Annotated in this window: 31 protein-coding genes; 15 read left to right on the top strand and 16 right to left on the bottom strand. The window is 66.5% G+C overall.

Going from position 1 to position 25,869, the window contains the following annotated elements:
* Positions 1-164: 164 nt before the first annotated feature.
* Together ACZJYS_RS10045 and ACZJYS_RS10040 are read left to right on the top strand one after the other, a co-directional pair.
* Complete coding sequence (locus tag ACZJYS_RS10045) at positions 165-701, top strand: lysozyme (protein WP_493177619.1); 537 nt, start codon at positions 165-167, stop codon at positions 699-701.
* Between the two features lie 189 nt (positions 702-890).
* Positions 891-1,694, top strand: a complete 804-nt coding sequence (locus tag ACZJYS_RS10040) for a DNA adenine methylase (protein ID WP_493177618.1) — start codon at positions 891-893, stop codon at positions 1,692-1,694.
* 8 nt (positions 1,695-1,702) lie between these two features.
* Here the strand turns inward: ACZJYS_RS10040 and ACZJYS_RS10035 are convergent, their stop codons facing one another.
* From ACZJYS_RS10035 to ACZJYS_RS10025, 3 genes are read right to left on the bottom strand one after another with little or no spacing between them, the layout of a single operon-like run.
* Positions 1,703-2,965, bottom strand: coding sequence for a Y-family DNA polymerase (locus tag ACZJYS_RS10035; protein WP_493177616.1), 1,263 nt, complete (start codon positions 2,963-2,965; stop codon positions 1,703-1,705).
* A 7-nt stretch (positions 2,966-2,972) separates the two neighbouring features.
* A complete protein-coding gene (locus tag ACZJYS_RS10030; RefSeq protein ID WP_493177613.1) occupies positions 2,973-3,353 on the bottom strand; it encodes a LexA family protein in 381 nt (126 codons plus the stop codon).
* A 14-nt stretch (positions 3,354-3,367) separates the two neighbouring features.
* Positions 3,368-3,634, bottom strand: a complete 267-nt coding sequence (locus tag ACZJYS_RS10025) for a hypothetical protein (RefSeq protein WP_493177611.1) — start codon at positions 3,632-3,634, stop codon at positions 3,368-3,370.
* 457 nt (positions 3,635-4,091) lie between these two features.
* Here ACZJYS_RS10025 and ACZJYS_RS10020 point away from each other — a divergent pair, with 457 nt between their 5' ends.
* Positions 4,092-5,183 carry a sulfite oxidase gene (locus ACZJYS_RS10020; RefSeq protein WP_493177609.1) on the top strand — a complete coding sequence of 364 codons (1,092 nt, stop codon included), beginning with the start codon at positions 4,092-4,094 and terminating at the stop codon, positions 5,181-5,183.
* Positions 5,184-5,499: 316 nt separating this feature from the next.
* Here the strand turns inward: ACZJYS_RS10020 and ACZJYS_RS10015 are convergent, their stop codons facing one another.
* From ACZJYS_RS10015 to ACZJYS_RS09955, 13 genes are all read right to left on the bottom strand, one after another.
* Positions 5,500-8,835 (bottom strand): PAS domain S-box protein, encoded by a 3,336-nt coding sequence (locus tag ACZJYS_RS10015; RefSeq protein WP_493177607.1) that lies wholly within the window; start codon positions 8,833-8,835, stop codon positions 5,500-5,502.
* A gap of 4 nt (positions 8,836-8,839) precedes the next feature.
* The gene (locus ACZJYS_RS10010) at positions 8,840-9,037 is read right to left on the bottom strand and encodes a type II toxin-antitoxin system ParD family antitoxin (protein ID WP_493177605.1); all 198 of its coding nucleotides are present in this window, start codon (positions 9,035-9,037) and stop codon (positions 8,840-8,842) included.
* 1,606 nt (positions 9,038-10,643) lie between these two features.
* The gene (locus ACZJYS_RS10005) at positions 10,644-12,323 is read right to left on the bottom strand and encodes an ATP-binding protein (protein WP_493177602.1); all 1,680 of its coding nucleotides are present in this window, start codon (positions 12,321-12,323) and stop codon (positions 10,644-10,646) included.
* 608 nt (positions 12,324-12,931) lie between these two features.
* On the bottom strand, positions 12,932-13,648 hold the full coding sequence (locus ACZJYS_RS10000; RefSeq protein ID WP_493177600.1) for a hypothetical protein: 717 nt from the start codon (positions 13,646-13,648) through the stop codon (positions 12,932-12,934).
* Positions 13,649-13,941: 293 nt separating this feature from the next.
* Entirely contained in the window at positions 13,942-14,181 is a 240-nt protein-coding gene (locus ACZJYS_RS09995; RefSeq protein ID WP_493177599.1) for a hypothetical protein, read from the bottom strand.
* Positions 14,181-14,813, bottom strand: a complete 633-nt coding sequence (locus ACZJYS_RS09990) for an AAA family ATPase (RefSeq protein WP_493177596.1) — start codon at positions 14,811-14,813, stop codon at positions 14,181-14,183. Before ACZJYS_RS09990 ends, ACZJYS_RS09995 begins: the two co-directional genes overlap by 1 nt.
* 319 nt (positions 14,814-15,132) lie before the next feature.
* Positions 15,133-15,618 carry a hypothetical protein gene (locus tag ACZJYS_RS09985; protein ID WP_493177594.1) on the bottom strand — a complete coding sequence of 162 codons (486 nt, stop codon included), beginning with the start codon at positions 15,616-15,618 and terminating at the stop codon, positions 15,133-15,135.
* Complete coding sequence (locus ACZJYS_RS09980) at positions 15,615-15,833, bottom strand: hypothetical protein (RefSeq protein WP_493177592.1); 219 nt, start codon at positions 15,831-15,833, stop codon at positions 15,615-15,617. Before ACZJYS_RS09980 ends, ACZJYS_RS09985 begins: the two co-directional genes overlap by 4 nt.
* Positions 15,817-16,032, bottom strand: a complete 216-nt coding sequence (locus tag ACZJYS_RS09975) for a hypothetical protein (RefSeq protein ID WP_493177590.1) — start codon at positions 16,030-16,032, stop codon at positions 15,817-15,819. The genes ACZJYS_RS09980 and ACZJYS_RS09975 overlap by 17 nt, the downstream gene beginning before the upstream one ends.
* Positions 16,029-16,553, bottom strand: coding sequence for a hypothetical protein (locus ACZJYS_RS09970; protein ID WP_493177589.1), 525 nt, complete (start codon positions 16,551-16,553; stop codon positions 16,029-16,031). Before ACZJYS_RS09970 ends, ACZJYS_RS09975 begins: the two co-directional genes overlap by 4 nt.
* Positions 16,550-16,966, bottom strand: a complete 417-nt coding sequence (locus ACZJYS_RS09965; RefSeq protein WP_493177588.1) for a MarR family winged helix-turn-helix transcriptional regulator — start codon at positions 16,964-16,966, stop codon at positions 16,550-16,552. The genes ACZJYS_RS09970 and ACZJYS_RS09965 overlap by 4 nt, the downstream gene beginning before the upstream one ends.
* Positions 16,963-17,238: a hypothetical protein gene (locus tag ACZJYS_RS09960; RefSeq protein ID WP_379640707.1), complete on the bottom strand. Its 276-nt coding sequence runs from the start codon at positions 17,236-17,238 to the stop codon at positions 16,963-16,965. The genes ACZJYS_RS09965 and ACZJYS_RS09960 overlap by 4 nt, the downstream gene beginning before the upstream one ends.
* Positions 17,239-17,419: 181 nt before the next feature.
* Positions 17,420-17,740, bottom strand: a complete 321-nt coding sequence (locus tag ACZJYS_RS09955) for a helix-turn-helix domain-containing protein (RefSeq protein WP_493177585.1) — start codon at positions 17,738-17,740, stop codon at positions 17,420-17,422.
* Between the two features lie 790 nt (positions 17,741-18,530).
* Here ACZJYS_RS09955 and ACZJYS_RS09950 point away from each other — a divergent pair.
* The 12 genes from ACZJYS_RS09950 to ACZJYS_RS09895 all read left to right on the top strand — a co-directional run.
* Positions 18,531-19,013 carry a phage regulatory CII family protein gene (locus tag ACZJYS_RS09950; RefSeq protein WP_379640709.1) on the top strand — a complete coding sequence of 161 codons (483 nt, stop codon included), beginning with the start codon at positions 18,531-18,533 and terminating at the stop codon, positions 19,011-19,013.
* Positions 19,010-19,732 (top strand): hypothetical protein, encoded by a 723-nt coding sequence (locus tag ACZJYS_RS09945; RefSeq protein ID WP_379640710.1) that lies wholly within the window; start codon positions 19,010-19,012, stop codon positions 19,730-19,732. The genes ACZJYS_RS09950 and ACZJYS_RS09945 overlap by 4 nt, the downstream gene beginning before the upstream one ends.
* The gene (locus tag ACZJYS_RS09940; RefSeq protein ID WP_493177582.1) at positions 19,729-19,986 is read left to right on the top strand and encodes a helix-turn-helix domain-containing protein; all 258 of its coding nucleotides are present in this window, start codon (positions 19,729-19,731) and stop codon (positions 19,984-19,986) included. Before ACZJYS_RS09945 ends, ACZJYS_RS09940 begins: the two co-directional genes overlap by 4 nt.
* A 2-nt stretch (positions 19,987-19,988) precedes the next feature.
* Entirely contained in the window at positions 19,989-21,050 is a 1,062-nt protein-coding gene (locus tag ACZJYS_RS09935) for a hypothetical protein (RefSeq protein WP_379640712.1), read from the top strand.
* Between the two features lie 141 nt (positions 21,051-21,191).
* On the top strand, positions 21,192-22,040 hold the full coding sequence (locus ACZJYS_RS09930) for a hypothetical protein (RefSeq protein ID WP_493177580.1): 849 nt from the start codon (positions 21,192-21,194) through the stop codon (positions 22,038-22,040).
* Positions 22,041-22,177: 137 nt separating this feature from the next.
* Positions 22,178-22,549: a hypothetical protein gene (locus ACZJYS_RS09925; protein WP_493177578.1), complete on the top strand. Its 372-nt coding sequence runs from the start codon at positions 22,178-22,180 to the stop codon at positions 22,547-22,549.
* Positions 22,546-22,749, top strand: coding sequence for a hypothetical protein (locus ACZJYS_RS09920; protein ID WP_379640715.1), 204 nt, complete (start codon positions 22,546-22,548; stop codon positions 22,747-22,749). The genes ACZJYS_RS09925 and ACZJYS_RS09920 overlap by 4 nt, the downstream gene beginning before the upstream one ends.
* Before the next feature lie 434 nt (positions 22,750-23,183).
* Positions 23,184-23,873, top strand: coding sequence for a recombinase family protein (locus ACZJYS_RS09915; protein WP_493177576.1), 690 nt, complete (start codon positions 23,184-23,186; stop codon positions 23,871-23,873).
* Positions 23,854-24,243 (top strand): hypothetical protein, encoded by a 390-nt coding sequence (locus ACZJYS_RS09910; RefSeq protein ID WP_493177574.1) that lies wholly within the window; start codon positions 23,854-23,856, stop codon positions 24,241-24,243. Before ACZJYS_RS09915 ends, ACZJYS_RS09910 begins: the two co-directional genes overlap by 20 nt.
* Positions 24,243-24,551: a hypothetical protein gene (locus tag ACZJYS_RS09905; RefSeq protein ID WP_493177571.1), complete on the top strand. Its 309-nt coding sequence runs from the start codon at positions 24,243-24,245 to the stop codon at positions 24,549-24,551. The genes ACZJYS_RS09910 and ACZJYS_RS09905 overlap by 1 nt, the downstream gene beginning before the upstream one ends.
* 2 nt (positions 24,552-24,553) lie before the next feature.
* Positions 24,554-25,141, top strand: a complete 588-nt coding sequence (locus ACZJYS_RS09900; RefSeq protein WP_493177569.1) for a hypothetical protein — start codon at positions 24,554-24,556, stop codon at positions 25,139-25,141.
* A gap of 121 nt (positions 25,142-25,262) precedes the next feature.
* A partial coding sequence (locus tag ACZJYS_RS09895; RefSeq protein WP_493177566.1) for a hypothetical protein occupies positions 25,263-25,869 on the top strand: 607 nt, incomplete at its 3' end.

Below are 25,869 nucleotides of genomic sequence, written 5' to 3'. Positions count from 1 at the left end.
CCTCTCCTCCTGGCGCGCCTGCGCCAGCGCACCACCTGGCTCGCCCTCGCCTCGCTGCTCGGCGTGCTGGGCGTCCAGCTCGCCCCCGAGGCCTGGGAGCGCATCGTCAGCGCCGGCATGACGCTGGCCGACATCGTCGCCCTGCTGCTGCCCCTGCTGACGCCATGAGCTGGCTCTCTCGCCTGCTGGCGGCACTGCGGCCGGCACCGGCGGCCGCAGCGCTTCCCCTGGCCGCGCCCCTGCCGCCGGCGCCGCCCGCGGTCACCGCCGCCACGGTCGCCCTGGTGGCGGCGTTCGAGGGTTTCCGGAGCACGCCCTACCTGTGCCCGGCCCGGGTGCCCACCATCGGCTATGGCACCACCCGCTACCCGGACGGCCGCAAGGTCAGCCTGGCCGATCCGGCCTGCACCGATGCCCAGGCGCGCGCCTGGCTCGCGCATGACCTGCAGGATGCGGCGCGCACGGTGGATGCCGCCGTAACGGTCAGCCTCACCCCTGGCCAGCGCGGCGCGCTGATCTCCTGGGTCTACAACGTCGGTGCCGGCGCGGCCCGGTCCTCCACCCTGCTGCGCAAGCTGAACAGCGGTGACTATGCCGCCGTGCCGGCGGAGTTGGCGCGCTGGAACAAGGGTGCGGGCAAAGTGTTGGCTGGCCTGACCCGCCGTCGCGCCGCCGAAGCCGCCCTCTGGCGCACGATCTGACCCGCTGGGCGCTGGTCAGCGCCCTTCGCTCTCTGCCACCCTGATCCGGGGCCCCGTGCCCCGGATCCGTCTCGCGCGAAGGCGCGGGAGCCCGGGCTGTTCCAGCAGCCCGAGCCGTGCGGCCGACACCGCACACGGATCTCTCCGCCCCGCCCTCCCCAGGGCAGGGCCTCTCGGAGGCCTCCACCCATGGAGACCATGACCCTTTCGCCGGCCCGCCCGGCAGCTCCCCCCGCGCCCTATCTCGGCGGCAAGCGCAACCTGGCGCGCCGCATCGTGGCGCGGCTGGAGGCCATCCCCCATGCCACCTATGTCGAGCCCTTCGTCGGCATGGGCGGCGTCTTCCTGCGCCGCCCCTTCCGCGCCCGCTGCGAGGTGATCAACGACATCAGCACGGACGTGGCGACGCTGTTCCGCGTCCTGCAGCGCCACTATGTCGCGCTCATGGACATGCTGCGCTGGCAGCTCACCAGCCGCGCCGAGTTCGAGCGCCTGGTGGCAGCCAATGCCGACACCCTGACCGACCTCGAGCGCGCCGCGCGCTTCCTCTTCCTCCAGCGCACCGCCTTCGGCGGCAAGATCAGCGGCCGGAATTTCGGGGTGCAGTTGGCTGCACCGGCGCGCTTCGACGTGACCAAGCTCGGCGCCATCCTCGAGGAGGTGCATGAGCGCCTCGCCGGCGTCGTCATCGAGCGCCTGCCCTACGCCGCGCTGATCGCGCGCTATGACCGCCCCGACACGCTGTTCTACCTCGACCCGCCCTACTGGGGCTGCGAGCGCGACTACGGCCCGGGCGTGTTCGACCGCACCGATTTCGAGCGCCTGGCCGAGCAGCTCGCTGCCATCCAGGGGCGCTTCCTGCTCAGCCTGAACGACACGCCGGGCGTGCGGGAGGTGTTCGGGCGATTCGCCATCGAGGCGGTGGAGACCACCTACAGCATCGCCAAGGGCGAGAAGCAGCGGGCCGGCGAGGTGCTGATCAGCAACGGGTAGCGGCCGCATCAGAACGCCGTCGCCCGCAGGATCTCGCCGATATGCGTGGTGTAGCGTGGCGACAGCATCGCGCGCCGCGTGCTCCAGCTCCGCGCGATGCCGGTCGCCGCCGGCCGCACCGTGTCGGCGCCGTGCTGGCGGTTGATCGCGTCCATCACCGCCATGGTGCGGGCCGAGGCCCGCGGCTCGCGCGTCGCGAAGAGCCGCGCCTGCCGGCCGGCCGGCTGCAGGTCGTTCAGCACCACCCCGGCCTTGGCGTAGCGCAGCCCGTCGCGCCACAGGCCTTCGGCCATGCGCACCGCCTCGGCGATCAGGTCGCGGCTATCGCTGGTGGGCTCGATCCGCGCCGCGTGCTGCAGGTGCTGGTAGCGCTCCCCCTGGGCATGCGGATCGGTGTGCATGAAGACCGCCAGGTGGCAGGCCTCGAGGTCCTCCGCCCGCAGCTTCTCCGCCGCCCGATGCGCGTAGGCGGCCACCGCCTCGCGCATCTCGCCCCAAGCGGTCACCGGCCGCCCGAAGGCGCGGGTGCAGGCCAGGCCCTTGCGGGTGGCCACCATCATCTGCAGCGGCAGGCAGGAGGTGCCGCGCAGCTCCGCCTGCACCCGGCCGCCGCCCACCGTCAGCAGGTCGCGCATCGCACGCGGATCGGCGTCGGCGAAGTCGGCGATGCTCTCGATGCCGAGGCGGGCCAGCTTCTCGGCGGTGCGGCCGCCAATGCCCCACACCTCGCCCACCGGCAGGCGCTGGTACCAGGCCGCGCGCTCGGCCGGGTCGGTCAGGTCGCACAGCCCGCCCAGCGCCGCATGGTCCTTGGCCAGGCCGTTGGCCAGCTTGGCGATGGTCTTGGTCGGGCCCCAGCCGACGCAGGTCGGCACCTTGGCGATGCGCAGCACCTCCTGGCGCAGCTCGGCGCAGAACAGCGCCAGGTCGCGCGGCACATCCAGGTCGAGGAACATCTCGTCGATGCTGTATGGCTCGACCCGCGGCACCCGCTCGGCCAGCACCTGGTACACGCGCCGGCTCATGTCGCCATAGAGCGCGTAGTTGCTGCTCATCCAGCGCACCGGGCGCAGCTCTGTACGATTCCGCACAAGGTGCCAGGGCTCGCCCATCCTGATGCCGAGCGCCTTGGCTTCCGGGGTGCGGGCGATGGCGCAGCCATCGTTGTTGCTGAGCACCACCACCGGCACCTGCCGCAGCGCCGGGTCGAAGGCGCGCTCGGCCGAGCAGTAGAAGCTGTTGCCGTCGATCAGCCCGTAGGTGGCCGGCATGCCAGGGTCACACCCGCTCGCGCACCAGGGCGGCCACCACCGCCCAGAGCTGGGTGTCCTCTGACACCGGCATGGGTGGCTCCCCGCGCCGGCCGGGCTTGAGGAACCACTGGCCCTGCTTGAAGGCGAGTTGCGCCACCAGGACCTCGCCGCCCACCATGATGATGGCGACCGCGCCGTGGCGCGGCTCGGCCGCGGTGTCGGTGATCAGGATGTCGCCGGGCAGGATGCCGCGCTCGACCAGCGCCTCGCCCAGCACGCGCACCGGGAAGCGGTGCGGCCGGCGCAGGTCGAGGATCTGCGACAGGTCGATGGGGCCTTCGAGGTGGTCGGAGGCGGGGGAGACAAAGCCGGTGGTCTCGGCCCCGGTGTAGCCATCCCGGGCCATGGCAGCCGCTCCGCTCAGGGGGCTGCGGCAGCGGCGATGACGTCGCGCGCGGCCATGAGGGAGGCGATGGCGGCATCCGCCTGACGCTGCGCGATCTGGTCGCTGCGGTCGAGTTCCGCCGCCGCCTCACGCACGGCCTCCACGCCTTCGGCCAGCTGCTGCGCCATCTCGCCAAGCTCTTCGCTGATCTCGATGCGATCCCCTGCCCCGGCCAGCAGCGCGGCGACCATGGCTTCTGCCTCGCGCCGCACGCGGTCAGGCGGCACGGCGCGGCCGACCATGTCGGCGATGCGCTGCAGGGGCTGGGGGCGTGCCGGTGAGCCGGGGGGGCGAGGCGCTGTTCGGCGGGCCATAGGGGGAAGGCTCCATGGTCGGGATGAAAGGCGCGCACCGGCACGCCCGTGGCTACGCTACATGCCGAACAAATCAAGAACAAGTCTTATAGTTGCATGCCGCGGCGGCTATGATCGAGCCATACCACCGCCAACAGAGCTTCCTCCTGGTGCCAAGGTGATCAGCCGGCCGGAAATCCCGGAGCAGGGTTGGACCACCTGCGAGTACCGTGGTGCCACACTGCGCTGCTGGGGCGTGCACAACGAGTTGCGCATGTCGCAATGCTGGTCGATTACTGGATCGAGGATCAGGCGCTGCCAAGGCCATATGTGCGGCGCAAGTCAGACTAAACAGATAGCCTCAAACCGAACATCTGGCCTACATAGAAAAGCATGCGCATCATTCATGGTGATCCTTATGCATGCCCATGACTGTCGGCAACGGCTTCCCGACCCAGCGCTCAACCTTGAGCCTCCGGTGGAGGCGCTTCGTGCTGCTATTACTCCCGTTGGCGTCTTCTTCATCCGTAACAACGGCACCCTACCCGAAACGGAGAAAGCAAGGGTGGCCTGGACCCTTTCTGTTGAAGGCCTCGTGCGCCGTCCTCTTCGCTTTACGCTTGCGGAACTACGAGGACGCTTTGAGACAGTGGAACTGGTTTCGGTACTTGAATGTGCCGGGAATGGACGTGCTGCCATCCTTCCGGCGGCGGATGGACTACCCTGGGGCCATGGTGCGGTAGGCTGCGCTTGTTGGACCGGAATCCGTCTCGCCGACCTTCTCACCTTAGCAGGAGTAGATGGTCGTGCTGTCTATTTAGGCTTCGAGGGCGCGGACCACGCGATTGGAAAGCCAGGGGTGCAGGCCCTCTCCCGTGGCCTACCTATTGCCAAGGCCATGGCGCCTGAGACGCTGCTCGCCTTTGCAATGAACGGTGCACCTTTGGTGCAGGAGCACGGCTTTCCTCTACGCGTTGTAGCGCCCGGCTTCCCCGGCTCCGCTTGGCAGAAATGGCTTACTCGCATCCTCGTATTGGATCATGAGCATGACGGGGCAAAGATGACGGGGCTGGACTACCGGATGCCGCGGCAGCGCCTTTTGCCCGGCGATCCTGTGGACCCCACCAAATTTGAGGTAATCACGGACATGCCAGTGAAAAGCCTCATCACCGAGCCAGCCGCCGGCTTCCATGCCACCGCCCCGATCACTATGAGCGGTTTCGCCTGGAGCGGCCATGTGCCCGTCGCCAAGGTCGATGTCTCCGCCGATGGAGGCGCCAGTTGGCAACCGGCGCAGTTGGAATATGCAGAAGGCTCCTGGGCCTGGCGGCGCTTCCAAGCAGAGGGCCTCACTCCACCGCCAGGCCCGGTCATGCTGGCTGCCCGCGCGACCGATCGGCTGGGCCGCGCCCAGCCCCTGTACCCTACTTGGAACCCGCGGGGCTATCTGAACAACGCGGTGCACCGCGTTACCGGAACCTATGGAACAGCGAACTAGGGTTGGAACTTATAACGTTTGATTTGCTGGTCCTGATTGGGTGCCAGCGCCTCCTGCCATCTTTGAGGAAGCGCGTCGCAGGCCAGTCTTTTGCTGGACTGGAATGGCACTTCAGCAGATGCGTGACCTCATAGAAACGCTGTTTGACAACCCGCAAGCTATCGCGCTTCGCGCCATGGTCCGCCAACATCCAGCACCTCGTGGCTGAGGCGGAACGCCTCGCCGCAATAACTGAGAGCTGCCACTTGCGAGCGGAGCTGAAGAGGATGAAAAAGGCTTCACGGCATGTCCCGGCCTCTTCAGATCCGCCCCGGTGCTACTCGTGCCGGATCAGGTCCTTGATGCGGTTGGCCAGGGCTTCCAGCGCGAAGGGCTTGGTCATGACGTGCATCCCTGGCTCCAGCTGCCCGTTCCCGATCACGGCGTTCTCGGCGTAGCCTGTGATGAACAGGACCTTCAGTTCGGGTCGGATGACGCGGGCCGCATCAGCCAGCTGGCGCCCGTTCATGCCGCCCGGCAGGCCGACGTCGGTGACCAGCAGGTCGATCCGGGCATCGGAGCGTAGGATGCTCAGGCCCGAGGCGCCATCTGCCGCCTCGACCGCTGCGTAGCCGAGATCCTCCAGCACCTCCAAGACCAGCAGGCGGATCGTCGGCTCGTCATCGACCACCAGAACGGTCTGTCCCACTTCCGCTCTAGGCGCCTGGCTGAGGTTCGGCAGGTCCTCCGCCGCTTCCGCCTCGCCAATGTGCCGCGGCAGGTAGAGGCGCACCGTCGTGCCCAGGCCGACCTCCGAGTAGATCTGCGCCTGACCGCCGGACTGCCTGGCAAAGCCGTAGATCATGGAAAGCCCCAAGCCCGTACCTTCCCCCAGTGGCTTGGTGGTGAAGAACGGATCAAAGGCGCGCGCGACCACCTCGGGCGACATGCCGGTGCCGGTGTCGGTGACGCTGATCGTGACGTACTGGCCGTGCTCCATCTCCCGCGCTCTGGCGACGCGGGGGTCAAGCCACATATTCGCCGTCTCGATCGTCAGCCGTCCGCCATCCGGCATTGCGTCGCGCGCGTTGATGCTGAGGTTCAGCAACGCGTTCTCCAACTGGTTGGGATCAACCAGCGTCGCCCATAGCCCGCCAGCCGCGACAACCTCCAGCGCGATGGACGGCCCCATGGTGCGCCGGATCAGCTCCTCCATTCCCGATACCAGCCGGTTCACGTCGGTGGGCTTTGGATCCAAGGTCTGCCGGCGGGAGAAGGCCAGTAGCCGGTGCGTCAGCGACGACGCGCGCTTGGCCGCGCCCATGGCTGCCAGGACGTAGCGGTCCAGGTCTCTGATGCGCCCCTGCTCCACGCGCATGCCCAGCAGCTCAATAGAGCCCACGATGCCGGTCAGCAGGTTGTTGAAGTCGTGTGCCAGGCCGCCCGTCAACTGGCCCACGGCCTCCATCTTCTGTGCCTGGCGCAGCTGCTCCTCGGCGTGCTGCAGCTCCGCCGTGCGCTCGGCGACGCGCTGCTCCAGGGTGTCGGTGAGCGCGCGGAGTTCCGTGGTAACCCGGTCACGCTCCGCCTCCACAGCACGCCGCTCCTGCACGTCGAGCAGCACGCCCGGGAAGCTCAGCGGCGTACCGTCCGGCGCGTGTTCGACACGGCCATTGGCCTCGATCCAGTAGTACTTTCCGTCGGCACGGCGCACCCGGTACTGGTGGGCGTAGGCACCGCCGCGGGCGACCGCCTCCTTGATGGCGGTGGCCAGCCCCGGCTTGTCGTCGGGATGGACGTTCGCCACCACCTGTTCCAGCGGGAGGCCCTCGCGGCCGAGCGCGGAGTCGAGACCGAAGGCGTGGGCGAAGCCCTCATCCACCGTAAAGCGGTCGGTGGGCAGGTGCCAGTGCCAGGTGCCGAGGATCGCGCCGGCCGCGTGCGCCAGCTGCACGCGCTCGATGTTCTCGCGCGCCAGCGCCTCGCTGGTGCGCAGGCGCTCTTCCGCGGCACGCCGCTCGGTGACATCGTCGAAGATGATCGCGATCTGCCGGTCAGCGGGATCGCCGACCGGGACGGCGCGCACGTCGAACCAGCGCTTGAAGGCTTCTGCGTAACTCTCGAAGCTCAAGGGCTCGCGGGTCTTCGCGACATGCCCGTAGGTCTCGAACCAGAACCGCTCCAGATCCGGCGCGTACTCCGTGACCCACTTGCCGCGAAGATCCACGCCCGCCTGTCGTTCGAAGGCGTCGTTGGCCTCGACGAAGCGGTAGTCCACCGGCTTGTCGTCCGCGTCGAACTTGACCTCGACGATGGCGAACGCCGCCTCCACCGTCTCCAGGATGGTCCGGAATCGCTCCTCGCTGGCGCGCAGGGCGGCTTCCGCGTTCCGGATCCGGGTCAGGTCGAGCATGGCGCCGATCATGCGCACCGCGCGTCCGTGGCGGTCGCGGATGATGTGGCCGCGGTCGAGCACGATGGCGTAGCTGCCATCTGCCCGCTGGAAACGGTACTCGTCCGACCAGTCACTCCCGGTGCCGTTGATCACCGCGTGGATGCTCTGGTCGATCCTGACACGATCCTCGGGGTGGATGGTGTCGATCCACCAGTCGCCGGTCGGCAGTACCTGCTCCGGCGTCCAGCCATAAGCTTCCTGCAGCGCCGCGTTCCACAGCACCTGGTTTGCTTTTAAATCCCAGTCCCAGATCGCGTCCCGGGTGGCGCGCTGGGACAGCCGGAACCGCTCGTTGACAGCCTCCAGCGCCTCGCCCGCCAGATGCTGCTCCGTGCGGTCGCGCAGGATCTTCAGATAGCCGATATGATGGCCCTGCTCGTCGCGCAGCGCCATCATCTCGCCCGAAGCCCAGAAGCGGGAACCGCCCTTGCGCTGGTGCCAGCGCTCGTCGAGGGCCCGGTCCTGCCGTGCCGCCTGGCGCATCTCGACGTCGGGCTGGCGGAAGGCCCGGTCCTCGGGGGTGAAGAACAGGTCGGCCGGCTGGCCGAGCATCTCGCTCTCCGTCCAGCCCAGGATGCGCGTTGCCCCGGTGTTCCAGCCGGTGATGCGGCCTGCCAAGTCGGTGGAGACGATGGCGAAATCGACCGCGCTATTAAGCGTCTGACGGTGGAGCGCGGCGGCGCGGTCCCGCTCGGCGGCCAGCGCGTCCCGCTCCGCCAGGGTCCTGCGCAGGGCGATCTGACTGCTGGCCTGGGCGGCGAGCGCCTTCAGGATCAGGCGCTGCTTCTCGCTGAGGCCGGCCTCATGCGGAACGGTGTCGATGACGCAGAGGGCACCGACCGGCAGCCCCTCCGAGAGGAGCGGCATCCCGGCGTAGAAGCGGATGCCTGGGGTTCCGGTGACCAGCGGGTTGTGGGCGAAGCGGGCATCCCGGGTGGCATCTGGCACCACCAGCCCGTCCGGCTCCAGCAGGGTGTAGGGGCAGAAGGCGATGTTGCGCGGCATGTCGCGCGTGCCGAGGCCAATCTCAGCCTTGCCCCACTGCCGGTCCTCCGCGATCAGATGGATGGCCGCCATGGGCACGCCGATCAGCTCGGCTGCGAGGCGCACCAAATCGTCGTAGGCCTGCTCGGGCGGTGTATCGAGGAGGCCGGTCTGCTGGAGGGCAGCCAGCCGCTCCTCTTCCGTCCAGGAAGGCTCACCGTTCTGCCGGGTCATAACGTCAGCGTTTCCGGGTCGCTGAAGCGCGGAACACGCCCTTAGGCTGCAGGTGCCGTGGCGGGTCTTCCCGGGTCAGCAGGCGCAGGCCGGCGCGCACTACCTCGCTGGTGGTCTGGTAGCGGCCGGAGGCGACCTGCTCGTCGATATAACGGCGCAGCTCGGGCGTGAGGGAAATGGTGACAGCTTCGGCGGAAGGCATGGCTACTGAGTAGCCGAATTCCAGCTCAGGATGAAGAAATCATACCCTTGCTTTTCGGCAACCTGGCGGCCGCCTCTCCTACCCTTCGTATGGAGTTGGATAAGGGGCACTTCAAAAACGGAGCAAAGTGGGCACTAAGAGGATTTTTTAGAACGGGTCCACTCCCTCACGCCGTTTAGCGCACTCCTCCCTCTTAAAGCATACGCCTCGGCCGAGGCTTGTATCCTCAGGATCAGAGTCGTAGCCAAGAAAACCGTGCCGTCTACAATGATTATTGTGATGTTCATCCGGGCCGCTAGTTCTGATAGCCCTACAGCCGTCGTAGGCTGCACAATTTGCAACCCGCGGCCTTGCACATCCCGCTTTTGCCGCTGGTATTGCCTGCTCTCTTAAGCACATGTTTCCGGCAGCTGACATAGCGGCGGCCTGGCTCGGACCAACTCCGGCATAGTCCTTGTCATTGCCGAGGATGTGGAATGACGCTTTGCAAGCAAATAAGCTTTCTGCCGCAACAATAGATGGAAACGACAGGGCCACCCCAAAAGTGATCATCATAGCCTTAAAAGCGGCCATTTCTTGGTCCCTCCTTAACACAGAAAAAGGGTACATACATAATTTCGATATCGCAATATATATGGCGAAATGCTCGTATTTGTGAGTACACGGCGAGAGGGACAGCGGGAACATGGCGCCTGGGGATGGCTGCCACGCTGCGAGGCGGACGATTTGAAGCAGCGCGGGACACGATAATCTTAGCTTAGCGTGCTTTCGCTTAACGGCAGAGGATGATGCCACGGCCGGACCCTGGATAAGGCCCGGCCGCGAGCTCCTAGTCAGCAGGCGCCTCTGCCAACTGGCTGTTCAGCGTCACGGCCGTCTGAGGCTTCTGCCGCGGCTGGCCGCCTGTTCAGCGCCACGTCGATAGGACGTACGCCACACCTCCGAAGCTGAGGCCACAACCGATCATGGTGAGAAGTGCCACAGTGCTCATTGCTATGCCTTTCTGGCAGTCCCAAAGTCTCTCGACCTAGAGCTGTATCACCATTCTGTGATGCCGCATGGGTTGTATAACTCCACCAGAGTGCGAGCAACGTTTTTATCGGCCGCGTACCGAAAAATTGGCGGAAGCGATGGGATACTCGAGTTCTTGCGGCGATGTCGGAGCATCGGTGATCAGGCAGCAACATGCCGGGCGATAAGGAGTACTGGAGCCGGAAGAGACCACTGTCGTTCTCCCCTTAATGCCAGCCTTTTTCTGATTTGTGTCTCATTTCAAGAATTATGTATCAAGGAAAATTAATCTAAGGTTTTGTCCTGGTGATCTGAGACGGATCCGTGTGAGTGCCGGAGTCTGCTCAGCAAATCCGACATCAAGCGAAAAAGGGACCTGGCTTAGCCGTGTCCCTCTGAAAACTGGCCGCTGAGCGCAAAATTCTGGCTGCCTGGCTTCGAAAAATGGATCCCTTACTGCAACTAAGGCTGTCTGCCGTGGTTGAGCTGATGTGCTTCCTCGGCACACTAGAGGGCGGATATTGGTGGCAACGGTGCCCTGTCGGGGCCTCCCGGTAGGGCGCCGTTGTTCCGACTAGATTTTTATCGGCCGTATCTATTCCCGAGCAGGGCCAAAATCTGAGGTCTGTCGATCGGGCCCGGTACGAGCGCCGCGGCGCAGCGCCGCCTGAAGACGATCGATCATTTCACTGCGTTTGTAAGGCTTACCGAGCACCTCAAGCGTGATGTCTCGAGGGCCATTCAGCGACATCTCGTCATTATAGCCGGTGGTCAACACCACGGGCACATCAGGGCTGCGCTCGCGCACCCATTCCCCAAGAACCAACCCGTTGGCCCCACCTGGCATCAGCACGTCCGAGAACACGAGGCTGAATGGGTCGTTCGCCGCCTTGGCCTCATCGAAGCGCTCAAGCGCCTGCTCAGCGCTGTAGGCGACGACCACGCGGTAGCCAATGTCAGTCAGCGCCTCCTGAGCCATGTGGGCGATCTCTCGACTATCATCCACCACGAGGATCAAGGGAGGCGCCGTGGATTCGCTCAGCGAGCGCGTCTGATAGCCGCTCTGCTGTGCCTCGAGCCGCTGATCCTCCGTTTCCTGCACCATTCTTGGAAAGATCATGCGGACCGTGGTGCCACGCCCAGGCTCGCTCTCGATCTCCAGCCGTCCACCGGATTGCTGAACAAAGCCCTGAGCCATGGCGAGGCCGAGCCCGGTACCCTGGCCTTGCGGCTTGGTGGTGAAGAACGGTTCGGTGGCGCGCGCCTGGATGTGTGGCGGCATGCCCGTGCCTTCGTCGCTGACCGAAAGCATGACATAGTCGCCTGGCTCCAAGTGATGTGCTGCGGCGTCCCCGTTGAGGTGGATGGCCTTGGTCCTCACGGTGATTGCACCGCCATTGGGCGAAGCGTCACGCGCATTCACCACAATGTTGAGCAGCGCCATCTCAAGATGCACCGGATCCACCTGCACCTCGGGAAGGCGCCGCTGCAGGCTGAGGTACAGTTCGGCTCGTTGTCCCACCGAACTTTCCAGCAATTCGCCGAAGGAATTCACCAGTTGACTTAGGTCGACGCCTTTCGGCTCGAGACGCGAGCGACGAGCAAAAGCCAGCAACTGGCGAGTCAGTTTGGAGCCGCGTTCCGCAGCTGCCGTAGCGGCGTTGTGGTGTCGTTCAAAAGCGCGTTCGTCATGGCGCTTATGCTTCAGCATCTCCAGGCTGCCGTTGACGATCTGCAGCATGTTGTTGAAGTCGTGGGCTAGCCCAGCAGTAAGCTGACCAATGGCTTCCATTTTCTGCGCTTGGCGCAGTGACTGCTCGCTCTCCCGGCGTTTGGAGACGTCAAGCTGGCTGGCGAAGAAATAGATCAGCTCTCCAAATTGGTCGAACACCGGACCCATGAAGATCGCGTTCCAGAAGGGCGTGCCGTCCCGCCTGTAGTTTAGGATTTCAAGGGCAATCGGACGTTGATCCCTTACAGCTTCACGCAGTTGAGTAACCGTCATCGGATCGGTTGCGGCGCCCTGGAGGAAGCGGCAATTGCGGTTCAGCACCTCTCCCTCCTCATAGCCGGTCAGGTCGAGGAAGGCGTTGTTGGCAAAGACGATTGGGCAGTCACTCTGCCTCGGATCGGCTAAGATCATTGGCATCCGCGTCATCTCGACAGCAGCGAAGAACACGCTGCCTCGGTTCTCGATGCTCGGATCGACAATGTTTGCCTGTTTCCAATGATGCAGCCCAGGTCGCCCTAGTGGTTCAAGGGCACCCTGGTCCATGGCACCTGCAGCCGGTATGCCGGTATCATTGGCCTGATCAGGAGCAGAGCCGTCTACTTTTTTGCCCATCGATGGTTTTTGGAACCTTCTGCAGAGATGCTGACATGGTGGTGCCCGAAAAAATCAGCTCGAGCTTTGAAGTTTTCACAATTTTTCAGTAGCGGATTATTTCGGCTGCCCTGCTCCGTACGATTGGCGTGGTTGTCTTTTTGCCAAGGGCAAAATGTGGTGCTTGCTGATTGTGCAAGCGACCGCGGCAGGGATTTCGGTGCACTGGAGATGCAGGATGCTGTGCCATGAGTGCGCGTACGCCGGTCGCCAGTGCGCGGTGTCATACGGATGCAGCCAGCGACACCAGGCTTAACCCACAGGACCAGCGCCTGACGGTGATTTGCTCCATGTTCAGGACACGAGTTACCTCTCCCGGCTTCCAATGGAGATTGGCTAGGCACTGCAAGAACTCTGTGGGCGTCATGGCATGTCAGCATGCGCCGCTTTGAAGGCGTCTTGGGCCGTACGTATGACGGCTACTGCCGCCTCCATCTGGCGCACGCCAGTGTGCATTTGATTACCGCGCGCACCCTCGGGCTTCCGCGATCCCGCCGTAATCAGCACAGCCTCATTGCTCCTTTACCCGCCGGCCAGGTGGCGGTGACCATCAGGCTGGAGAGCTGCTCCCCTGCCCTGCCCCTTTGAATCTGAGAGGCGTTTAATGGGCGAACGGCATTTCGCACCCCCCGGCGCGCAAGGGCATTGAGGGCCTGCACACGGCGCTTCCAGGCCTCGCGCCAGCCGGTGCTGGGCGTGGGCGCGCGGCGCTCGTCCTGACGGGCCTGCACCGCCTCCGGCGACGGGAGCACCGCCTCCAGCAGCTCCAGCATCACCACGCCGCGCTGAGCATCGTAGCGGTGCTCCAGGTACCCGGCGGCGCGCAGCTGGTGGTAGGCGTACTGCACCGCGCGGCGTGTGTAGCCGAGCTGGGTCGCCAGCGAGGCGGTCAGGGTGACCAGGCGCCCCGCTTGGTCGGCCAGCGAGCGCACCAGCAGCAGTACCGAGAGCGCGCAGCCGCGCAGGTGGGTGACCGGATCCAGGCTCAGGCTGGGCACGTAGCGGCCCGTCGAGCGCGGCTCACGCGGGGTGCTGCGCGGCCGCGGCGCCTGCAGCTCCCGGCGGGCATCCCAGCGGGCATGCAGCGCGTACAGCGCCGGCAGGGTGTCAGCGATGTCCAGACCGCCGGCGAGGTACTCCTCGGCCAGGCGCTTTTGGTGCAGCTCGCGCGGTGTGCCAGCCACAAGGCTGGCCACGCGCGTCATCAGGTCAGGCATGGCTTCTGCCAGCCCGCAGGACGCAGGTTCCCCAATTCCGCAAGCTCACGCTTGCGAAGTTGGCGGCCCAGGCCTACCTTCAGAGTGCAACGTCTGGATGGGGTGGCTTCGGCCGCTTTGTCTGGAAGAGGGGGTCGGTTCTGCTTCGGCGGTGCCGGCCCTTTCTATTTCTGGCCGAGCGGGATTGCTCGGCCCAGTTCATGATTCCTCGATACACGCCGAACGTCTAGCCCTTTGTTTTTCCCGGCGCAATATACGTATACACGTATATTTATGTATATGCTCATATATATCTATATGCCTTTATGGCGCTCTTTTAGTAGGGCGATAGCCTCGTCGATCAGCTCGGTCTTGGTCATGCGGAGGCTATGGCCGATTTCGCGCAGCCATTCGTTGTCGTCCACCTTCAGGCGCATGGAGGTCACCACCCGCGGAGCGGGGCCGACATCAGTAGGTGGCTTCACCTGCTGCGGAATGGAATCCTTGCGGACAACGAAGTCGGCCGTCAGCACGGGCTTGTCGTTGCGGCTCATCAGCGACGGTCCTTCTTATCGAAGCGGCTCTTGATGTAGGTCCAGAGCTCGGACACCTCGGCAGCGCTCTTGCCCTCCGGGTCTATCTCCTGGACCGTTTGGCCATCGGCCATCGAGGCCGCGAAGTCGGTGCGTGAGTGGATGATCGTGTCGGCCACGGCACCATGCTGGCTCAGGGCAATAGCGGCTTGAGCAGTGATCCGCGCCCGCTGGTTTGCCTGGTTCACCACGAAGACCATCGGTTTGCCATGCTGGTCCACGATGTCGACCGTCCGTCCTACGGCCCGCAAATCATGCGGTGACGGCCGGACGGGGATGATCACCAGATCCGCCAGGGCCACCGTAAGCGAGATGGATGACGTGATGGCCGGTGGGGTGTCGATGATCACCAGATCAACCCCCGCCTTGCGCATGGCGTCCAGTGTCTTGCGGAGGTTGCCTTCGATGGGCTGGGCAAGGATTGGCGTCTCGGCCTTCCGAACCCGGAACCAGCCGGATAGGCTCATCTGCTCGTCAGTATCCATCATGGCGACGGTACCGACACCCTGCCTCTCGGCCTCGACCGCCAGGTGCCCAGTCAAGGTCGTCTTCCCGACCCCTCCCTTCTGGCTGGCGATCACCAGCGTTTTCATGATCCTACCCTCAAATGCATATATACGAGCGTATACACGTTTATATATACGATTCAATATATGCTTTATCGAAGGTCGATGTCAGGCGTGTTACCGCTTGAAGGAGGTCTCTATCTGCTCGGGCGTTAAGTGCACAGGCGGGTGGCAGGACCAGCATGCCCATCCCGTCGAGCCACCGTCGCGGGCAGGCCGCAGATCATGCCACCAGCGGCCGCCAGCGCCAGGATTGTGCCGCCCGCAGCAGCCGCAGTAGGCGCCTGCTGGCGGCGGTGCCTCATCGGACCAGGAGGGCGGGCGAGCTAAGGGCGCCACGCCGCCCTCAGAATAAAGCCAACTGCACCGGCCGTGGCATAGAAGGCAGAAGGGGAAGAATGGGCGGCGCAGCCACTTGCACGGCTGCAGGGCAGGTCTCTGCCGCCTCCGGCTCCTTGGCATCAGCCGGCTGCACCGGCACCGGCTGCATCATCCATGCCGGCGGCGGCGACAGGCCCAACTCGTGCATCATCACGCGCGCCGCCGCGCGCACCGAGAGCGGCAGAACCTCGAGGGCTAGATAGTAGCCGGTGCCGGCTCGCAGCTGGTCGCGCTGCACCAGGCGCTTCTGCGGGTGCACGATCTCATCCCAACGCGCGTCGATGTCGCGGCAGATCTCGTCGTAGAGCGCGTCGCTGAGGAAGGGACTGTCGCAGTGGTAGTAGGCGAAGGAGCTGGTTAGGTACCAGGACACGCAGGCATTCGGGCAGCGCTCGCGCACTGCCCGGTACATGCCGTCGCAGTTCGTGCGGCGCTCGATAGGCGGCATCATGGCTGGCGCTCCGACATCAGGGGGCGCAGGCCCTTCAGCTTCCCCAGCTGCAGCGCCTCGTCGCGCACCAGCATGTCGAGCGCGTCCTCGGCCAGGAGCTGGCTGCCGGCCATTTTGCCCCGCGCCCAGATCAGCACCGCCAGGCGCTGCTCGGCCTGATCGATGGCGCGCTGCTGGCGCGGCGGCACCAGGCCCGCCTTACCGGCGCCGGTCATGCAGCGCCTCCTGCTGCTGGAGCTGCTGGCGTATCCAGGCCGCGACGCGCCGCTCGGCAGCGATCTCGGCTGCCGCGGCGGTATCCTGGCGGAAACCGCCAAGGCGGCTCTCGCGGTAGTCGGCCAGCGCCTCGGTGCGCTCGGCGTGCCGGCGCACCTCCTGCAGGATCGGCGGCGGGGGAGGGGGCGCGTCGGTCACCGGCGCCTCCGCAGCTCGGCCAGCGCGACGTAGCGCTGGGTCAGCCCCATTACCCGCAACACGGCAGGTGTGGGGTGCTTGTGGCCGCCGGTCACGTCCGTGATCTGCGAGCGTGTCAGCGGCCGCTGGCCGGGCGCTGCACGCGATTCCGCGTACAGCGTCGCGCTGCCGGCGGCGGCCACATCCCGCTTGAGCATGTTGCGGACGTCGAAGACGTCGAACAGCTCCGGGCCTGGACGAGGGGCGTCTTCCCATTCCCAGGTCTGCGATAGGCCGGAATCCATGCCCGGCAGAACGTCGCCGGCTGGCATCAGGCGCCCCTCGGCCGCCAGTTGCAGGGCCAGCACCGCCTCGCTGGCCACGGGGGCATCAGCGCGTACCAGGTGCCAGCCGGTGCCGTGGCATTTGGTGAGCAGGTCGCCTGCCCGGAGATGCGCGAGCAGCTCGGCCGCGTCAGCGATGGGGGAGGGGGCAAGCACCGCTTCTGCGGCTGGCCGCAAAAGTCCACGCACGGCGTTCATGCTTCGTCGGGGGTGGAGAGCTGGTACGCCAGGGCGCGCACCGCCCCGCGGCCCGTGCTCGTCAGCGCCAGCAGTACGCTGCGGCGGTCGCGCAGATCCGGCTTCCGCTCAACCAGCGCCGCCTCGCTCAGCACGTCGACCGCCCGGCAGATTGCAGGCTTGGAGAGGCGGAGGGCGTTGGCCAAGCCCCGCACCGTGTGAGGCCCCTCCATCGTGGCCAGGTGAAGCAGCAGGGCCAATTGACGCTGCGTCATGTCGACCGGAAGCGGCGAGGCCTCGCGCACTAGCAGCGCGACGGTGCGGGCGAGCGTCGCAAGCGACAGCGCTTGCTGGAGCACAGCGTGCACGGGCGTATCCGGATGCGGAGCGAGGACAGGCGGGAAGGCGATCTGGAGCGGCGTGAGCGCGTTCATGCCGCCTCTCCCAGCAGGAAAAGGACATCTTCCAGGCGGCGGGCATGAGCACGGTTTGCCTCGGCCATTTCCTGCATGGCCTGCGCCTCTTGCGCGAGCGCAGCGGCGCGGGTCGCGGCCGCCTCAGCCTGGACGCGGATGTAGGTCAGCGCGTCGCGGAGGGTTGGTGCGGCAGGGCGCAGCAGATCGACAGGAATGCCGGCAGGCGGCGCAGAAGGGGATGTGGCAGGCGTGTCGACGATAGACCCGTCGATGGGTGTCAGGGGCTTCATAGCCACAGCATCATCTCCTCACTGATCGGCGAGATAATGATGCAGTTATTCTGCACACGATCAATCTGTTTGTGCATAATTTCTGCATTGCGCAGATTAGGTAAGCCCCTTTAGAGTGTTCCCGCAATGTTCTTTTAAGTGGAAAGGCTAACTCTAGCGCGTATGATCGAGACAGAAAGAATCAGGGAGATGATGAAGGCTTCTTGCGGCTACGGCGTGTCGGGGTGTCTGCCTTGGGAGTGGCGGCAATAATGCGGTCTGTTAGTTCTGCCGGCATTCCGTAAACCCGGCTACGGTAGAACCAATCCATCGTTGCTCCATAGCGCTCGCAGATCAGGACCAAGACAAAAGGATCCGGATAGTTGTCGCCCCGTTTCCAATTACCCAGCTTGCTATTGCTGATGCCAACTGAGCGAGCGACTTCCGCATCCGGTAACCCAACGGCGTTGAGCAAGATTGTCAGGTTCTGGGCCACTTGGCGCTTATGGTCGCTGCTGTTCATGGCAGAAAAACTGCACTCAGTGTCCCTTTTTGGGGATGCATAGTTCGGGATTGATCCCATGCAGAATAACTGCATATTTGCAGGCATGGTCGAATCGCCCCTGAACCGAGCTGTCGCGGCTGCTGGTGGATCTGCCGCCTTCCGTGCGGAGGTCGGCATTTCCGCCCGTACGCTCGCGTCGTGGCGCAAGGATGGGGTTCCAGACGGGAAGTGGCATGCGGTGGCCGATGCCTCAAAAGGCGCTGTCACGCCACAAGACCTGGCTCTTGACCGGGCAGCGAGGTTAGCGCCCGCGACCATTTCGATTTCTGCTGAGGCCGCTGCGTGATGTGGGGCCTGGCAGTTACATCACCCTGGCACATGAGTGCGCCACCTGGCGACCGGCTGTGGTGGTGCTGGGTCCGGCACCGACTACGTGCTGGGCGGCTCCCCCTCAGGCGGTGAGCAGCAATGACATGGAGTGGGTTTGCGCTGGGCAGGCTGGGAAGAGCGGCTTGCCTCATCGGTGGCTCTTGGCCTGCGCCATGGCCGCGCGATGGCGAGTGCAATCGTGGCCAGCAGGATGGTCGCACCCAGGAACAGGTCTCCCACTGTCGCCGCATCGAGATCCATCCGCCTGTTCCTGCGCAGCCCCCTGCGCAGAGCCCTAAACCCAGATCCGCCAGAAGGCCGATATGCCCCGCCCGACCTCTCCAGGGCCAAGCTGCGCCCGCCGCCACAACCCTTCCGGGCATAGGTCATTGGCAGTTCTCGCTCATAGCCTGAGCGTGGCCAATAGAAAGCCTTTCGCATGATGGCGCAGCGTCCCCTTTCCACTGGCGATTTGGCGCTGAAGACCAGCACCCGAATGCTGATCGAGCGCGTGGGCGGGCTGGCAGCGGCGGCCTCCTGCACGCGGGTCGGCACAACGGTGCTCAGCGGCTACCAAAGTCCGCATATCTGCCAGTTCATCGCGCTCGATGTGCTGGACCGGCTGGAAGAGGTCTCCGAAGCGTCGCCCATCACCGAGCTGCTGGTGCAGCGCCGCGGCTACACCCTGACGCGCCTGGACGAGACCGCCTCCGAAAGCCTGCCGCATCTGGTGGCGAAGCTGAGCCAGGAGTTCGGCGAGTTCCATCAGGCTTTCGCCGAAGGGCTGGCGGATGGCGTGCTGTGCGCTGCGGACGAGGCCGCACTCGAACGCGAAATCACGCATGTCGTGCGCAAGGGAATGCGGATCTTGGCAGCGCTGCAAGGGCACCGCGCCCAGCGCAAGATCCGGGGGCCGGCATGAGCGCCCCCATCCAGATCTCACCGGGGGTCCCCCGCCCCTATGGTGAGCGGCAGCCTGCCGTCGACGGCCTACCGGGTGGGGTCGGCGGCGGGCGCCTGAAACGCGAGCGGCGCGGCGCGCGGCAGGACCCGCATGAGTGGTTCCGCACGCCGCCGGCCGCCACGGCCGCGCTGCTGGCGCGCGAGACGTTCCCGGGCCCGATCTGGGAGTGCGCGGCTGGCGATGGCGCCATGGCGCGCGTGCTGATTGCAGCCGGCTACGAGACGCACAGCACTGACCTGGTGCCGCGCGGCTGGGGCCTAGGCGGCGTCGACTTTCTGCGCGAGCAGACGATGCGTGGTGGCAGCGCCAGCATCGTCACCAATCCGCCCTACAGCCTGGCTGCGCCATTCCTGCTGCATGCGCAGGCGCTCGGAGCACAGCGGGTGGCCCTGCTGTTGCGCCTCGCCTTCCTGGAAGGGATGCGCAGGCACCGGACGCTGTTTCGCGTCCGGCCTCCGAACCGAATCTGGGTGTTCTCGTCGCGCCTGACGATGTGGCGCGGCGATGACCCGAATGCCCGAGAGACGGGCGGCGCCACTCCCTATGCCTGGATGGTCTGGGATGCAGCGCCGCCGGCCGATGGGCCTCGCCTCGGGTGGATTGCGGAAACCACAGATGAAGCGCCGCGGCTGCAACCGCCGGCGCTTCCGATCAACTCCATGGATGCCGGGACATGACTACAGATCGCGACCCCCAAGGCCAAGATCAGGGCATTCACCCTCGCATCACACTCGGGCGAGTGCGGCTGATCGACCACCGCTTGCTGGCGGTGCTCGTCAGCCTTTCTGATCTCTCGGCCGAAGAACCGACCCACACGACCACTCTGGCCGAGATTGCGCAGCACAGCTGCGTGCCGGCGTCTGCGGTGCACGAGCGCATGGCGCGGCTGGCCGAAGGTGGATTCGTGTCCCTGCAGACGTTGGAGGTCTAGTCATGGCGCGCATCCGTAGCATCCATCCAGGCCTCTTCACGGACGAAGCTTTCGTTTCTGTCTCTCACGCGGCACGGCTCTTCGTCATCGGCCTATGGACCGAAGCCGACGACCAGGGCGTGTTCGCCTGGAAGGTCCTCACGCTGAAGATGCGCATCCTTCCCGCAGATGCCTGCGACGCTGCCGAGCTGCTGGAGGAGCTGCGCAACGCCGGCATGCTGATGCGCTACGAAGTCGACGGGAAGAGCTTTGGCGCGATCCGCAACTTTCGCCGCTTCCAGCGCCCTGAGAAGCCGAAGGCCGTGCATCCCATCACGGACGAGGTGGCCCGCTACGTCGATCTTCCATCCAACAGCCACACCTGCTCCGAGAAGCCTCTGCCTCCCATGGGCGGCGATGACGGCGACGGCGACATGGCAGCGACCGCTCGCCGCGCCTCGCAGAAGGCGTCGCCGGACGGTCGGCTACCTGTCGGCGACCGGTCGCCGACCAGTCGGCGATTGTCAGGGCCGATGGAGGAGGAAGGAGGGAGGGGAGGAGATTCCGTTCCTTCGCTTCGCTCAGGAACGCCGCCGGCTGCGCCGGCCGTGCCGGAAGCGGGCAGAGATGTTCGGGAGGAAATCGACACCGAGGGGCTGGAGCTGCTGAAGCGGCTGACGGGCAAGCCGCATCGTTCCGCGAAGGCCCTGCTGGGGAAGTTCGTTCAGGCCGCGAGAGACGACTGCGCCCTGGTGCTGGGGGTGCTGGAGGAGGCTCTGGAGGAGCCGAGGCGTGACGCGGTGAGCTGGATCTTCCGCGCCATCGACGCCCGGATGAAGCGGGCCAAGGAGGGAAGCTCCGGACTGAACGCGGCCGAGGAGCCCATGCCGCTGATCCGCGATGACGATGGGCTGCTGCCGCAGCAGCGCGAGCGGGTGGAGCGCTACGTGCAGGTCGTTCGGGCCGGCGTCTCGGCCGAGCACCAGGAGCGCTTGCGCATGGAGGGCTTCATGCGGGCCCACGACCTGCCGGCCTGGCAGGTCGCGCAGCGCCTGCTGGGCGCGCAGATGGCGGCCGCAGCATGATCCATCTCGCCCTTTCCGCGCTCTCGGCCAAAAAACTGCACGCGGAAATTGCGTTTAACGCAAATCTTGCTACTCGTGATCACGCACCCGTGATAGCACTTCGTCTTGGCGCCGGTCGGGGGTCCGCCGCCAGAGGTCCGTGTGTCGCATCTGTCTGTCGCCCTGCCGCCCTTCGCGCAGGGATCCTCGCCCGCTTCGGCGGGCCGCGTTCGGCGCTCCAACTGCGCCGACGGTCAGTTCCCCGCCCGGCTCTGGGCTCGGCGGGTCTCGCGCATCTGGGCGCGTGTGCAGGGCGAGCTGCTGGCGGAGCCGCCGGCAGCGCCCGAGCCGGGCTCGATCCTGCCTACCAGCCATCGCCGCGCCGTCGCGCCGGGGGTGGACGTGCCTGACCCCGGTCAGGCGCGGCGATTCCGCGAGCGGGCAGGGCTGCTGGTGGGCCAGGAGCTGGCCGCGCAGCGCCGGGATGTGCAGCGCGCCGAGGCGACGCGCGTTGCTGCCCTGAGTGCCCATGACCGGCGAGCCGCGCAGGAGCGCGCGGCTGCTCGGGTGGGCATCCTGCAGAGCGACCGGGGTGCGGATGGCGCGGCCATGCGCGCCCGGCCGATCTGCCACTCTGGGGTGCCAGGATCGAGTGCCCTGGCGACAGCCGATCATGATCCGCTGGTGGCGCTGGGGCTCACCGAGCGCCAGGAGGAAGCCGCCGGGTGGCTGCGGCAATACTGGCGCGACGCGCTGCCGGCGCTGGCCCTGCCGAAGGGCTGGGGCTCTGGCGGCCGGGCGGTGGGGCAGGAGCTGACGGGCGATCAGGAGCGAGCGGCTCGCACAGCCTGGCGACAGTACCAGGCCTGGATGGAGCTGATCCAGCGGGACTGTGGCACGCGTCCTGCCGATGCCGTGCGGGCTCTGGTGATCCAGCACGAACCGCACCCGGCCATGGCGTCGGTACCGGCCGCCCTCGACTACCTGGCGGCCCATATGGGCCTGCCCTGACATCGTGCTTGACAGCCGCTCACGGTTTTGCGAGGTTCAACCCGCTGCCGCTAGAGGTGCGCCCGGAGCCCGGAAGGGGTCCGGGTTTTTTGTTGCCCGCGCGCTGAGGCGCGTCTCCCCCCGCAGAAAGCCTTCCGATGAACCTCACCGACACGCCTGGCAAGGGCGCGGATGGGGGCGCGCGGCCGTTCAACACTGTTGAGGATGCCTGGCTCTGGACCATGGCCGCGCTGATCGCGCGCCGTGGCGGTGCGGGCCTGTGCCTCCAGCCCGGACGGACCGCGCGCCCCTGCGAGCCGGATGACGTGGTGAAATGCCTCGACCGGCTCTACCGCCAGCGCCGCATCGACCTGGCGCACGCCCGTGTGCTGCGCATCTGGGGCGAGCGCCAGGCGACGCCGGATCCGAAGCGCGACCATGGCGAGGCCCGGCTCTGGGGTGAGGCCATGGAGCGCTTGGCCTTTCCGCTCCGGCAGAAGGGCATCGTGGCGCTGGGCGTGCTCGCATGACCACGCCCTATGCCTGCATCTGCCCGGCCAAGCGCGACCAGCCGCACCGGATCTGTGGGGTGAACCACCCGCAGTGCGCCGCGCTGCGCGTCACCAGCATGTGGCCGCTCGCCGATGACGAGGCTCTGCCGCCGCCGGCGCAGCCGCCCCATGAAATGGGCGCGGCTGTACCAACGGTGGCAACGTCCGTCAGCCCTTGAAACAGATGGTGGTGACAGCAGGCTGCAGAGCAGGCTTACTGGATCCATATGGTCCGTGCTCCTGAAGCCTTTCTCACCGATTGGGTGAACCGCCAGCTCGCTACCTCCAGTCTCCAAAAGAGCAGTGGGTGGACGCGGATACTGCAGTTGGCCGACCAGTGTCGCTCAGAGGCCGAATGCGAGAGAATCACTCCCGCAGAGCTGGATGAAGCCGCAGGCAAGCTGTCCTGTAGCCGGGAAGACTTGGCCGGCTTCCTGGCCTTGTGCTGCGGCAAGCCTCAGGCGAGCAAGTAGCCTCTTACTTTCGGCGTTGACGAAGTAGCCTGCACATTTCGTCAAACGTCCGTTTGGAAGTGTTCACCCCCACCGACCCATGATCGGCTCCCAGAATGGCCCGCAAAACCCCGCTGAAGAGGCTGGGAGGCGGGGGCGGCGTGCCAGGGTTCATCGCGTACTACCGCGTTTCGACCGACAAGCAGGGCGCCAGCGGCCTCGGCCTGGAGGCCCAGCAAGAGGCGGTTGAGCGCCATGTGCGCGCGGCCGGCGGCCGCATCCTGGATGTGTTCCGGGAGGTGGAGAGCGGAAAGAAGAACGACCGGCCGCAGATCGCGGCGGCCATCGCGGCCTGCCGCTCCCGCCGCGCCACCCTGGTCATCGCCAAGCTCGACCGCCTGGCCCGCAACGTGGCGTTCGTCTCCAACCTCATGGAGGCGGGCATCGAGTTCGTCGCCTGCGACAACCCCCATGCTTCCCGCCTGACCATCCACATCCTCGCCGCCGTCGCCGAGCATGAGCGCGAGATGATCTCCGCACGCACCAAGGCCGCCCTGCAGGCGGCAAAGGCGCGCGGCATCCGGCTCGGCAATCCCCGGCTCCGCACTGGCGACGGCACGGCCGCGCGCCAGGCCACCGGGATCCGCATCGCCCGTGCCGAGCAGCATGCCCGGGATGTGCTGCCAGCCATCCAGGCGGCGCAGCGCGCGGGCTGCACCAACCACACCCAGATCGCCGAGGCGCTGACCGCGCGCGGCATCCGCACACCGGCCGGTGGTGACGTCTGGCACCCCGTGCAGGTGGCGCGCATCCTGAGGAGGACTTCCCCCGATGCCCCGCAAGCCGGCTGACTCCGCCGCTCCCGCCAAAGCCCGCAGCCGCAAGCCCGCGCCGGATGCGCCGGCCGCCGCGGCGGCTCGGCCGAGCACCACCAACTACCCGGTGCTGAAGGACAAGAAGCTCGCCGCCCTGGTCGAGGAGTACGCGCTCGGCGCACCCGAGAAGAACCGCCTGGAGAAGCGGCTGAAGGAGCTGAAGCCGGTGCTGCTGGAGGCCATGGGCGACAACCCCGTGGTGCTGGTCGGCAAGCACATGCTCATCAAGGCCGACTTCGCCGCCATCCCTGCCACGCCGGGGCCGGTGATCACCGAGGAGATGGTCGGCCAGCGCATGCCCGGGAAGGCCGGGCAGGGCGCCTACTCTACGCTGACGGTGCGCTGATGTCGGCCGCGACGCAGCCTCGCCCGCCGGCGCTGCTGATCGCGGGCAGCCTCGGCCTCGCCGACCGGGCGGCGGTGAGCAGCTGGGGATGGCACCGCTTCGCGCAGGGCCGCTACCGGACGCCGGATGGCGAGGAGGTCCAGGCCGTGCCGGACGAAAGCCAGACCGGCTTCCTCGGCCGCCCGCCCGGCACCCGCTGCTACCTGGGGCCGGGCTGGCACCGGCGAGCGGACATCCGCACCGTCAACCACCTGCTGCACTCCGGCGTGCTGGTCGAGGCCGACCCGCCCAACAGCGCGGGGCGCTGAGCATGTTCGATGTGCAGGCCGACCTGCGGCCGCTCACGCGGCGGCTCGACGATCTGGCCAAGCGCCAAGTGCCCTTCGCCGCCGCGACAGCGCTGAACGACAGCGCCAAGGTGGCGGCCAACTCGGTGCGGAAGGAGCTGCCGCGCATCTTCGACCGACCGACGCCCTTCACCATGAACGCCATCGGCGTGGCGCGGGCGACCAAGGGTCGGCTGCAGGCGCGGGTCTTCGTGAAGGACCGGCAGGCCGAGTACCTGGAGGTGCAGGAGACGGGCGGCACCCGCACGCCGGAGAAGCGCGCCATCGTGCTGCCGCGCGCCATCCGCACCAACCAGTACGGCAACACGGCGCGTGGCGCCTTCGCCGCGGCGAAGGCCCGCAAGGGCGTGTCGAGCGCGGTCATCGACGGGGTAGCCGGCCTGTACCAGCGGTCGAAGGGCAAGCTGAAGCTGCTGGCCTTCTACGTCACCAAGGCGACCTACAAGCCCCGCTTCGGCTTCAAGCGGCGGGTCACGAAGGTGGCCGCCTCGGTTCTCCCCGTGGCCTTCCGCCGATCGCTCGCCAAGGCCCTGGCCACGGCGCGGCGCTGAGCATCCCGGCCTCGCCTCCGCCGGCCTCCCCCCCACCCCCCTTCTTGGGTCCTTCCTGGAGGGGGGTGGGGCGCGGGCCATTTCACCCCGCGCTCCAACCCCAGCTGAAGGGTGCAAAATCTTGTCCGCAGTGTCCGCACCCCTGTCCGCAGGGATCTCCATCCGCGAGTTCGCCCGTCGCGAGGGCTGCAACGACAAGCTGGTCCGGCGCGCCATAAATGGCGGATTCCTCGGCACTTTGCCCGATGGGTCGCTGGACCCGGCGCTGGTCGGCAGCGGCTGGCGCAAGGCCAATCGGCATGCGGACAAGGGTGCGGACACCCCTGCGGACACTGCGGACATGTCCGCACCTCCTGTCCGCACTGTCCGCGCCCCGGTGTCCGCACCGGCCGCCGTCCTCGAGGAGCGGGAAGAGCAGCCGCACGGCGGCGCGCTCCGGCGCCAGCGCCGCCCGGAGGAGCCGGAGGACGGCGACGACGAGGATCTCGACCTGGACGAGTTCGCCCGCCAGGTGCTTGGCGGCCGGACGCCCACGCTCGCCGTCTCGGAACGCGCCAAGCAGGCCGCCCTGGCACTCAAGCAGGTGCTGGCCGCCCAGCAGGCGGCGAACGCCCTGGTGGAGCTCGCCGTGGCTCAGACCGTGCTCTTCAAGACGACCCGTCAGGCGCGCGACGCCTGGATGAACTGGCCGACCCGCATCGGCCCGCTGCTGGCGGCCGATTTGGGTT

Source organism: Roseomonas sp. TS2 (assembly GCF_058833935.1).
The sequence above is the reverse complement of the archived record's forward strand: the minus strand, read 5'-3'. Positions and strand labels throughout refer to the sequence as shown.

Excerpts from the sequence above, each read along its gene's own strand:
- ACZJYS_RS10045 (WP_493177619.1), top strand. The coding sequence starts at position 165 with ATGAGCTGGCTCTCTCGCCTGCTGGCGGCACTGCGGCCGGCACCGGCG.
- ACZJYS_RS09945 (WP_379640710.1), top strand. The coding sequence starts at position 19,010 with ATGAGCGCCCCCATCCAGATCTCACCGGGGGTCCCCCGCCCCTATGGT.
- ACZJYS_RS09905 (WP_493177571.1), top strand. The coding sequence starts at position 24,243 with ATGTCGGCCGCGACGCAGCCTCGCCCGCCGGCGCTGCTGATCGCGGGC.
- ACZJYS_RS09955 (WP_493177585.1), bottom strand. The coding sequence starts at position 17,740 with ATGAACAGCAGCGACCATAAGCGCCAAGTGGCCCAGAACCTGACAATC.
- ACZJYS_RS09935 (WP_379640712.1), top strand. The coding sequence starts at position 19,989 with ATGGCGCGCATCCGTAGCATCCATCCAGGCCTCTTCACGGACGAAGCT.
- ACZJYS_RS09960 (WP_379640707.1), bottom strand. The coding sequence starts at position 17,238 with ATGAAGCCCCTGACACCCATCGACGGGTCTATCGTCGACACGCCTGCC.
- ACZJYS_RS09950 (WP_379640709.1), top strand. The coding sequence starts at position 18,531 with ATGATGGCGCAGCGTCCCCTTTCCACTGGCGATTTGGCGCTGAAGACC.
- ACZJYS_RS09940 (WP_493177582.1), top strand. The coding sequence starts at position 19,729 with ATGACTACAGATCGCGACCCCCAAGGCCAAGATCAGGGCATTCACCCT.
- ACZJYS_RS09990 (WP_493177596.1), bottom strand. The coding sequence starts at position 14,813 with ATGAAAACGCTGGTGATCGCCAGCCAGAAGGGAGGGGTCGGGAAGACG.
- ACZJYS_RS09900 (WP_493177569.1), top strand. The coding sequence starts at position 24,554 with ATGTTCGATGTGCAGGCCGACCTGCGGCCGCTCACGCGGCGGCTCGAC.
- ACZJYS_RS09910 (WP_493177574.1), top strand. The coding sequence starts at position 23,854 with ATGCCCCGCAAGCCGGCTGACTCCGCCGCTCCCGCCAAAGCCCGCAGC.
- ACZJYS_RS10025 (WP_493177611.1), bottom strand. The coding sequence starts at position 3,634 with ATGGTCGGCCGCGCCGTGCCGCCTGACCGCGTGCGGCGCGAGGCAGAA.
- ACZJYS_RS10035 (WP_493177616.1), bottom strand. The coding sequence starts at position 2,965 with ATGCCGGCCACCTACGGGCTGATCGACGGCAACAGCTTCTACTGCTCG.
- ACZJYS_RS10030 (WP_493177613.1), bottom strand. The coding sequence starts at position 3,353 with ATGGCCCGGGATGGCTACACCGGGGCCGAGACCACCGGCTTTGTCTCC.
- ACZJYS_RS09965 (WP_493177588.1), bottom strand. The coding sequence starts at position 16,966 with ATGAACGCGCTCACGCCGCTCCAGATCGCCTTCCCGCCTGTCCTCGCT.
- ACZJYS_RS09985 (WP_493177594.1), bottom strand. The coding sequence starts at position 15,618 with ATGATGCCGCCTATCGAGCGCCGCACGAACTGCGACGGCATGTACCGG.
- ACZJYS_RS09995 (WP_493177599.1), bottom strand. The coding sequence starts at position 14,181 with ATGAGCCGCAACGACAAGCCCGTGCTGACGGCCGACTTCGTTGTCCGC.
- ACZJYS_RS10040 (WP_493177618.1), top strand. The coding sequence starts at position 891 with ATGGAGACCATGACCCTTTCGCCGGCCCGCCCGGCAGCTCCCCCCGCG.
- ACZJYS_RS09920 (WP_379640715.1), top strand. The coding sequence starts at position 22,546 with ATGACCACGCCCTATGCCTGCATCTGCCCGGCCAAGCGCGACCAGCCG.
- ACZJYS_RS10005 (WP_493177602.1), bottom strand. The coding sequence starts at position 12,323 with ATGGACCAGGGTGCCCTTGAACCACTAGGGCGACCTGGGCTGCATCAT.
- ACZJYS_RS10010 (WP_493177605.1), bottom strand. The coding sequence starts at position 9,037 with ATGCCTTCCGCCGAAGCTGTCACCATTTCCCTCACGCCCGAGCTGCGC.
- ACZJYS_RS10015 (WP_493177607.1), bottom strand. The coding sequence starts at position 8,835 with ATGACCCGGCAGAACGGTGAGCCTTCCTGGACGGAAGAGGAGCGGCTG.
- ACZJYS_RS09980 (WP_493177592.1), bottom strand. The coding sequence starts at position 15,833 with ATGACCGGCGCCGGTAAGGCGGGCCTGGTGCCGCCGCGCCAGCAGCGC.
- ACZJYS_RS10020 (WP_493177609.1), top strand. The coding sequence starts at position 4,092 with ATGGTGATCCTTATGCATGCCCATGACTGTCGGCAACGGCTTCCCGAC.
- ACZJYS_RS09970 (WP_493177589.1), bottom strand. The coding sequence starts at position 16,553 with ATGAACGCCGTGCGTGGACTTTTGCGGCCAGCCGCAGAAGCGGTGCTT.
- ACZJYS_RS10000 (WP_493177600.1), bottom strand. The coding sequence starts at position 13,648 with ATGCCTGACCTGATGACGCGCGTGGCCAGCCTTGTGGCTGGCACACCG.
- ACZJYS_RS09925 (WP_493177578.1), top strand. The coding sequence starts at position 22,178 with ATGAACCTCACCGACACGCCTGGCAAGGGCGCGGATGGGGGCGCGCGG.